The organism is Streptomyces sp. NPDC007162, assembly GCF_040634175.1.
In the GTDB taxonomy this organism is placed as follows: Bacteria; Actinomycetota; Actinomycetes; order Streptomycetales; family Streptomycetaceae; genus Streptomyces.
In genome coordinates this window covers 1-7936 of sequence record NZ_JBEYFC010000420.1, presented here as the reverse complement: position 1 = coordinate 7936, position 7936 = coordinate 1, and the positions used below count along the sequence as shown (strand labels likewise).

7 protein-coding genes are annotated in these 7936 nt (G+C 68.4%); 2 read left to right on the top strand and 5 right to left on the bottom strand.

The features are described 5' to 3' along the window. Positions 1–346 precede the first annotated feature (346 nt). The 5 genes from ABZ646_RS34620 to ABZ646_RS34600 form a co-directional block, all read right to left on the bottom strand. Positions 347–1426, bottom strand: a complete 1080-nt coding sequence (locus ABZ646_RS34620; protein WP_360527925.1) for a MerR family transcriptional regulator — start codon at positions 1424–1426, stop codon at positions 347–349. A 124-nt stretch (positions 1427–1550) separates the two neighbouring features. Then, positions 1551–2498, bottom strand: a complete 948-nt coding sequence (locus ABZ646_RS34615; protein ID WP_360527922.1) for a hypothetical protein — start codon at positions 2496–2498, stop codon at positions 1551–1553. After that, on the bottom strand, positions 2495–3541 hold the full coding sequence (locus tag ABZ646_RS34610) for an ATP-binding protein (RefSeq protein ID WP_360527919.1): 1047 nt from the start codon (positions 3539–3541) through the stop codon (positions 2495–2497). Before ABZ646_RS34610 ends, ABZ646_RS34615 begins: the two co-directional genes overlap by 4 nt. Then, the gene (locus ABZ646_RS34605) at positions 3532–5556 is read right to left on the bottom strand and encodes a Mu transposase C-terminal domain-containing protein (RefSeq protein WP_360527928.1); all 2025 of its coding nucleotides are present in this window, start codon (positions 5554–5556) and stop codon (positions 3532–3534) included. The genes ABZ646_RS34610 and ABZ646_RS34605 overlap by 10 nt, the downstream gene beginning before the upstream one ends. Beyond that, on the bottom strand, positions 5493–6269 hold the full coding sequence (locus tag ABZ646_RS34600; protein WP_360527916.1) for a TnsA-like heteromeric transposase endonuclease subunit: 777 nt from the start codon (positions 6267–6269) through the stop codon (positions 5493–5495). Before ABZ646_RS34600 ends, ABZ646_RS34605 begins: the two co-directional genes overlap by 64 nt. A 361-nt stretch (positions 6270–6630) precedes the next feature. Between ABZ646_RS34600 and ABZ646_RS34595 the strand changes: the two genes are divergently transcribed. Together ABZ646_RS34595 and ABZ646_RS34590 are read left to right on the top strand one after the other, a co-directional pair. Then, a complete protein-coding gene (locus tag ABZ646_RS34595) occupies positions 6631–7068 on the top strand; it encodes a helix-turn-helix transcriptional regulator (protein WP_360527913.1) in 438 nt (145 codons plus the stop codon). A gap of 77 nt (positions 7069–7145) precedes the next feature. Continuing rightward, entirely contained in the window at positions 7146–7784 is a 639-nt protein-coding gene (locus ABZ646_RS34590) for a hypothetical protein (RefSeq protein WP_360527910.1), read from the top strand. Positions 7785–7936: the final 152 nt, after the last annotated feature.

Here is a 7936-nt window from a genome sequence, read left to right as displayed (position 1 = left end):
CCCTGAACGCGTTCCAGATCGCTTTCGAAGGCCGCCTGACTCCGAGCAACAACTGACCATCAACAACCAAGATCAGCCGTTAAATTGACACACCCCTGACCTGCGGTGCCTACGGTTGAGTGGGACAGGTTGGCGGTCGGTGTCCCGCTCAACCGTAGGCAGCGTGATGTTCACCCGCGGAGCCAGGCCAGTAGGCGCCGTGTAGTCGGTCGCGACGTGGTGGCTGCCGTGGCTCGGGGAGCCGACTTCGCTCTTCTGACTTGTTGGGCGAGTCGGTACTCGTCGGCATCACGGATGAGTTCTTGAGAGCGGATCTGGTGCAACTCGAAGTGCATGCCGCTCGCTCCTACTGCTGGAGCTCCGTGACGTCGGCGATGACGCAGCTGACGTTGTCGGGGCCGCCGGAGCCATTGGCGAGGGTGATGAGTTCGCGGACGGCCTGCTCGGGCTCGCTGATCTCGGAGAGCACCCGGCGGATTTCTTCGGTCGGCACGACGGTCGACAGACCGTCGGAGCAGAGCAGGTATCGATCTCCCCGCTGGGCGTCGTGGAGGCGCATGTCGGGCGTGGTATCGGCTCCTTGGCCCAGGGCCCGGACCAACAGCGACCGCTGGGGGTGGGAGGCGGCTTCTTCCGGGCTGAGGCGTCCTTCGTCGACCATCGACTGGACCATGGTGTGGTCGTGGGTGATCTGGAACAGTTCTCCGTCGCGCAGGAGGTAGACGCGGGAGTCGCCGATGTGGACGAGAGCCAGCTGCGATCCGGTCCAGAGCATCGCGGTGAGCGTCGTGCCGGTGTCATCGGGTGAAGAGCCGCTCCCGGCGGCGACGTTCACAGCCTGCTTGGCCTGTTCGATGACGTCTTCGAGGACGTTGAGGAGGCTGCCGGCTGGGATGCTGTCGGTTTCGAGGTGCTTGAGCGCGTCGATGGCGGCTGCGCTGGCGGGGGCTCCTTGGCTGCCGCAGCCGTCGGCGACGGCGAGCAGGCGGGGGCCGGCGTAGGCGGTGTCCTGGTTGCTCTCGCGGACAAGGCCCGTGTCGGACAGCGCGGCGTAACGGATTCCCAGGGGCTTGGCGGTCGGGGACATGGCGGGGTCCTTCCAGGACAGGTGGTCGATGAGGAAGGCGGCCAGGTCCCGCCGTGCGGCGGTGTCGGCCTCGACCTGGACCCAGAACGCGCGGACCTCCTGGGCTGCCGCGCCTGCATCCAGCGTGCAGACGTGCTGGATGCGGGCCAGAGGCATTCCCAGGCGGCGGAGCCAGGCGACCAGCCTGGCCTGCTCCAGTTGTTCCGGTGCGTAGAGGCGGTAGCCTGTCACGGGGTCGACACGAGCGGGGGTCAGCAGACCGAGTTCGTCGTAAAGACGCAGTGCCTTCGGCGACAGCCGGGACGCCTTCGCGAACGCCCCGATGGTCAGCAACCCCATGCTCGTTCCTCCTCATGCCGAGCACGTCGCCCGGCCCCACTGATGCTGTGGGCTCCCCCAAGGTGAAGGTCAACCAAGGTCCTGCTCGGATGCGTCCAATGGTCTCGACCGATGCTGAGCTGTTCTATCTCAGGTGGGTCCGGGCATCGTGGGCCGTTGATTGCGTCTGGTCCTCACTGAGCTGCCGTGTGAGTGCCTTGAGTTCGGCGGATTCGATGGACAGCTCGATGCGAGAAGCGGTCCTGATCATCTCGATGAGAAACCACTGCCTGGCAGTGGTGCGAAGGCCCCTTTCCTGGGGCAGACGCCGATGGAACTCGGCCCTGAACAGCCTCATCTGCTCCTGCCCGGCCATCGCGAGGCTGCGCCAGTACTCAGACGCATAGAGCGACATGGCTTCGACGATCTCGGGATAGACCGCCGCGTATCGCTGTGGCTCCCAAGGGCGGACCTGGCGGTCGTTCGGCGACATCCGCCGTAGGCGTTCTGCCCGGTCGCTCAGGCGGTAGCCCCGCTGAAACAGGCTGTGCCAGAAAGCGGAGCAGTGTTCGTAGCAGGCAGCGATCACCGAAGGGCCGTAACGGTGTAGCAGCCGGTAGTGCCGTCTCTGGGCCTGGACGACTTCAGGCAGGTCGGCGAGGTCGTGCTGCCGCGCCGGGCTGTCGACGGCGCGGCCGATCCACAGACGATGGGGGATACAGACCTGGTCGTGATGCTTCGACATCCAGACCATGACGTCTTGTTGTGGATTTCCGGTCCTGCGGGCGACACAGCGGCGGCATGCCCACCGGGGAGTGAGTGCGAGGGGCCCGTTCGAGACGTTCCACGACTTGTTCTCCCAGCGGGGAATCGCGTACTGGATCGTGGTGCGGGGCTGTCCGCTGAGGACGCTGAGCTGGTCGATCGGATCCAGACGGGACGTCAGCCAGTGGGAGGGCTTCTGCAGGCGTTGGACGGGCACTGCGTTCGCCGCGGCCAGTCTGCTCAGGAACGAGGATTCTGTCTCCTGCGGGAAGGGCTTGAGCGGACGTGGCAGCGGGCGGATGACGACGGGCTCGAACCGCGCACTCATCCGGTTGCCCTGTGTGGTTCCGGTGGAGCGTCGGTTTCACTGTTGTGGTCGATGCGGACGCTCCGCAGGCTGGTCTTGGTGATGCTTTCGCTGCCGTCGAGGATGGCGGAGATGGCCGCGGCCCGGATCAGGTGGGACAGGCTTCCGATCATGCCGCCGGTTCTCTGGTGCAGGTATTTCGACTGCTTGACCAAGGTGCCGGCCTGATGGCGGTGCAGGCAGAGGGTGTTCTCCAGGGAGGCGACGAGAGCCCGCCACTCGGAGGTGAAGGGAAAGGGGCCGGTGCGGACCATGATGCAGCGACCGGCGAGCTGTTTGCCCCGGATGCCGGTGAACAGGCCGGACTTCTCGACGTTGATACCGGCATAGACGAACGTCGCGGGCAGGTGCTCTGTGAAGTACTTCAGGTGGTCGGAGAGATCCTCGCCGGCCGTGGTGGCGTGGTTGAGCAGGTGGATCTCGTCGACCAGGACCAGGTCGGTCCGGGCCTCGATCAGCACCTGGCAGACGGCGCTGGTGATGTCGATGGTGTTGTGGCGCGCGCTGATCACGGGCAGGCCGAGGAAGCGGGCGAACTCCATGGCCAGTTTGCGCGGGGAGCCTTTGGGCGGGGCGGTGATGTAGACGACCGGGATGCGGTCACCGCCCGGATAGCGCTGCCGGACACGGAGTTCGTGCGTGCGGCCCAGTTGCTTCAGCGCAGTGGTTTTCCCCGTCGTCCACTCCCCAGAGACGATCATCCCGCGCCGGGCGCCGTGCTCACGTTGGTTGAGCAGGGTCAGCAGCCGCCCCTGGTGGGCGATCTCTTTGACCGTGGACGTGCGCACGACCTGGAGTTCGGAGTGGTAGGCGATGCGGGCCTCGTCGTAGGCGTCCCGCTGTTGCGGCGGCATCGCCTGCCACTGCTGCTCGGGAAGCAGGCCGAAGACGGCCGGGTCGGCGTCGACGAAGCGTCGCCAGCCCTCCAGCCTGGTTGAGGGGTCGGTCCAGTTGTCTTGCAGGCCGCCCTCATCTCCATCCGGTTCGGCAGTGTTCACCACCACTTCTCGGCCTCCTTGCGCGCGTCGAAGATCTCCAGCGGGACGACATCGGCGAGTTCACCGTCGTCCTCGTCATCCGCAAGAACTGGCTGCGACGTCGGCAGCGGTTCGGGGGCTGGCCTTGGCCAAGCCGGTTCGCTGGTGGCCCGGGTGCGGGCGGCGACCTTGCGGTCCCGGCGGCTGCGGCGCGACGGACGGGACGACTTCACGGGTTGGCTCTCAGGGCCGTCGGCAGCGCGGTCCAGGAGGGCGACGGCGGCCTGTGCGATCTCGTCCTCGGTCGCCGGGTCGGTGCCGCGCTGGGCCAGGATGCGGCGGGCGTGGTCCCAGGCCAGTTCGCCCATCGGTGTCGGAGCGGTGCGAAGGTGCCGCCAGATCGCGGTGATCCAGCCGCCCCCGTGGTGGTTGCGCACCCAGATGCGAGAGATGTCGTAGGGGTCGTAGTGGACCTCCCAGCTCCGCTCGTTCGGACCAGTGCCGGACGGCTGGCGGCGGAACGGGTTCAACTCCGGGCTGTCGTAGGTGCGGTGGCCCCGGCGGATGCCGTAGGAGTTGATCCTCCTCCGGCAGCGGGGCAGCAACTCGATGTACTCCTCCGCGCTGAGTGCGACCGGGACATGCCCGGCCGCAGCAACCAGGGCGGCGTACTTCTCGTTCGGGCTCAACGCCTTGCCGGGCATCACCGGGTCCCTCAGCCCGTCGTGCGGCCGGTTCTGCCAGTGGATGATCCACTCCTGCAGCAGTTCCTGGAGCTGGTGGATCGTCCAGACCGCCTCCGCGGCTGGATCGGAGCCGCGGTGCTCAGTGCTGCGGCCCTTATGACCGGGGAGGTGCTGGACGAACATCGACGCCACCGACTCCAGCGTCCGCTCGATATGAGGCTTGTCCGTCGGGGTGTCGGGGTGAGCGGGCTGGAACGAGATCCCCAGTGACTGGCAGGCCGAGCGGAACGTGCCGGAGATGTAGGCCTTGCCGCGGTCGCAGACGATCGTCTCCGGTGTGATCACAGGGACGGCTGCCGCGCTGGCCAGGCGTTCGTCCAAGGCCGTGAGCGAGGCGTGCGGCAGCACCGAACGGGACATCCGCAACGCGTCCGCCCAGCCCGGCCGCATCGGCTCCGGCGTCATCGCCCGCGCCAGCAGCAACGCGGCGTCCACCGCCTTCGTCGACGGCCGCAGCACCGCCGCGGCCAGCGTGCGGGTCGCGAGGTCCACGATGCCGGTCAGCTCAACGGTGTCCGCCGTGCCGTCGTCGTGAACAACCAGCACATCCAGCGGAGTCGAGTCGATCTCCATCACCTCGCCGGGCCGGGCGGCGATGAGCTGACCGAACATGCCGTCCGGCTGCTTGGCCAACGAACGACGGGTGCGTGCCGAGCCCAGGGTGTGCCGCCCGGAGCTGACCGCCTTCAGCAGCCGGTAGAACGCCGTGCGCGACGGCAGCGGCACGACTCCGGGTCCGTGTTCGGCATCCAGGAGGCGTTCCATCCGGCGCCGCAGCACCTGCGCGGAGACCGTAGACCGGCCCGTCTGCTCGTCCACGACCTGCCGTAGGGCCTCGACCACCCGTCGGTCGGTGCGGCCTGTTCCGTCCGAGGCGGTACGCAGCCGCGGGTCGACCAGCCCCAGCACCCCCTCGTCCTCGAAACGGCGCCGCATCCTCTGAATCAGCGCCAGCGACGTGCTGTCCCCGGCCGCCGCAAGTTCGGCGGCCTTGGCCAGTTCCCGCTGCCGCAGCGACCTCACCGCCGGGTCGTACTCAGCCCGCACCGGTCCGTGCGGATCATCCAGCGGACGGCCCGTGAGCATCTCCACCAAGTGCCGCTGCCACCACTCGGCTCGCTCCACCGCCTTGGCCGGAAGCCCCTCCAGCACCCCGGCCGCCGGCACCACCGTCCGCACCGAGGCCGGTGTGACCACCTCGAAGCCCTCCGAGGACAGCAGATGGGCCAGCATCACCACGCTCGCCGACTGTGCCTCGTCGACCAGCCGGACCGCAGTTCCCTCCAGGGCGGCCACCGTGTGCAGGCGCCCATCGAACCGGACCAGGTCACCCGCTCGCAGCAGCCGCGGACGCGACGGCATCCCCGCCCCCTTCCCGCACCATGCCGAGCCTGCGAGTCCGCCGACAACAGATCGGCCTCCAGATCCACGGCCAGCACCCGGCGCCAGAGCAGGTGGAACAGCACCGGAAGCACTGCGATCTGATCACCCACCCTGCGGACCTCGGCCAGCAGCTCGCCGCCGTCGGCAAACACCTCCACCAGGCGAGCGGCGACCTCCGGGCGGTGCACCCGCGGATGCCGGTAGCCGCCCAGCCACCGCACGTTCGCCATCAGCACCGCCTCCGGCGTGCCCACCCGTTGGAAGTCCCAGCCCACCGCTCGGCAAGCCGCTGCTGTCACGGCGAACTTCGCCGCGTCATCCGGCTCGATCCGCTCGTCCGGACGCACATCCACCACCAGGCCCGTGCCGTCGGCGCGGCGGACGAAGAAGTCCGGCGTATGCCGCACCCGCTTCCCATCCGCGCTGGTCCACGACAGCCGGAACGGCTGCGAAGCCATGCCCGTCACCAGCGGATCGAAGTCGAGCAGCATCAAATGGTCGCGCTCCAGCCACGACTCATAGCCCACATGGCCGCCGCAGGTCGCCGACCAGTACCAGCCGCACCAGTTGCCCTGGCCTCGGAAAGCCGGGAAGCGGCGCTCGGGCCGAACCGACTCGAACCGCACCGGCCACAACCGGCCCAAAGGCCCCCGTTCGCGGACCCCGGCTGTGCCGACGTACTCCAGCTCGATGTCCTCCGCCGACACCTCATCCGCATCCATCCCGGGCCTCCGGTACGACGTCGACCAGCCACTTCGACCGTAGAAGCGGGGTGAACGCCGTACCTACACAAGACCGGAACACTTCAGAACTTGCCTACACATGACCGGGACCCGGTCACACATGCCTACAGAAGAGCGGGACTGCCCACGCATCGCAGAGACAGGACAACCACAAGGACAGCGGCGCGGCCATCCGGGTATGACACGGCGCACTATTGCAAGCAGGTGCTTGCAATTGTTAGCGAGGATGGGGCACGGTGGAGGCATGGCATCGCTCAACGTCGGCAATCTCGGTGAGTACCTGCGCGAACAGCGGCGCAACGCGCAGCTGTCGCTCAGGCAGCTCGCCGATGCCGCCGGGGTGTCCAATCCGTATCTCAGCCAGATCGAGCGCGGGCTGCGCAAGCCGAGCGCGGAGGTGCTCCAGCAGGTCGCCAAGGCCCTGCGGATCTCCGCCGAGACGCTGTACGTCCGCGCCGGGATCCTCGACGCCGAGCGGGATCTGAACGAGGTGGAGACCCGCGCGGTCATCCTCGCCGACCCCACTCTCGACGAGCGGCAGAAGCAGGTGCTCCTGCAGATCTACGAGTCGTTCCGAAAGGAGAACGGCTTCGGGTCGGACGACGCCGTCGACGGCGGTGCCAGGACCGAGAACGACAGCGAGAACGACAGTGCAACCGGTCCCCGGCGGACGGCCGGATGAGCCGGCCAAGCGCGCCGGCCGCCGCGCCGCGGACCACAAAACCCTCAGCCGAATTTTAATACGGGAGGACCATCACCATGGCCATCACCGACGACCTGCGCAAGACCCTCAGCGACCCGACTCCGCTCTACTTCGCCGCCGGCACCGCCGACCTGGCCCTGCAGCAGGCCAAGAAGGTCCCCGGCCTGGTCGAGCAGCTGCGCACCGAGGCCCCGGCCCGTATCGAGGCCGTGCGCAACACCGACCCGAAGGCCGTGCAGGAGAAGGCCGCCGCCCGCGCGAAGGAGGCCGGTGCCAAGGCCAAGGAGGCGCAGGCCAGCCTCCAGACCCGGGTCAACGACTTCATCGTCTCCCTCGACGGTGACCTCAAGAAGCTCGGTGAGTCCGCCCAGGACTTCGCCCTGCGCGGGGTCGGCGTGGCCGCCGAGTACGCCGTCAAGGCCCGCGAGACCTACGAGAAGGTCGCCGAGCACGGCGAGCAGGCCGTGAAGACCTGGCGCGGCGAGGCCGCCGAGGAGATCGAGGACCTCGCCATCGTCGTCGAGGGCAAGCCCGAGCCGGTCGAGACCCGGCAGGAGCCGAAGAAGGCCGACGAGCCCAAGGCCGCCGAGGCCAAGCCGGTCGCCGTGAAGAAGGCCCCGGCCGCCCCCAAGAAGGCCCCGGCCCCGCGCAAGGCCACCCCCACGGCCAAGAAGACCATCCCGCCGGCCAAGTAAGGGCCGTATCAGCGCCGTGTCAGCGCTACGAGCGGGCCGGGCACCTTGAGGGTGCCCCACAGCGGGTAGGGGGACGGTGGCCGCGTTGGGCTCGGGGGGCGGGGAGGAACGGTGGGGAGAGCCAGCTGAGGCGGGGGGGCGGCGGGGGGAGG